The sequence below is a fragment of the Bacillus sp. GC_Bacil_1 genome (assembly GCF_026540675.1).
In the GTDB taxonomy this organism is placed as follows: Bacteria; Bacillota; Bacilli; order Bacillales; family Bacillaceae_G; genus Bacillus_A; species Bacillus_A cereus.
The window spans coordinates 1-490 of the sequence record NZ_JALNUG010000061.1; the positions used below are offsets into that span (position 1 = coordinate 1).

A 490-nucleotide genomic window follows, 5' to 3' on the forward strand; every position below is an offset into this window, starting at 1 on the left:
TCCGGTAGGTCCAGTACTTCCGGTAGGCCCCGTAAGCCTGTAAGGGAAAATAATGTCAAGAGCCATTGACATTAGTTCCTTTTTTCTAATTTCATTATTATCTTGAATATAAATCACCTCATCTTTTTAAATAAGAATATTATAGATTTACTACTTTTTAAATAGAATGATCAATTTATTATATTAATAATAGTGGCTATAGCAACGGTAAAATGTTTAATACATGTAATAATTATTATGAGAAGAAAAGAGAATAGTTATAAAGTTATTCTTTAATGATAAGTTCTAAATGATATGTATGGGTTAAAAAACATGTGGAATGAGGTATTAACTTGAAACGCAATGACAAATTATCATTGAATAAGGGGATGATAGGACCAGAAAATATTGGACCTACATTTCCGATTCTTCCACCAATTTATATTCCAACCGGAGCAACAGGCCCAACTGGAATAACGGGAGCAACCGGAGCAACAGGCCCAACTGGAAT

At 32.7% G+C, this 490-nt stretch carries 1 protein-coding gene and 1 pseudogene; one reads left to right on the top strand and one right to left on the bottom strand.

The window, feature by feature from the left end; translation table 11 throughout:
* Window positions 1-117 (bottom strand): annotated as a pseudogene (locus OXT04_RS29595) (collagen-like triple helix repeat-containing protein); the annotation flags it as partial.
* Between the two features lie 215 nt (window positions 118-332).
* Between OXT04_RS29595 and OXT04_RS29600 the strand changes: the two are divergent.
* A partial coding sequence (locus OXT04_RS29600; protein WP_267418944.1) for an exosporium leader peptide-containing protein occupies window positions 333-490 on the top strand: 158 nt, incomplete at its 3' end.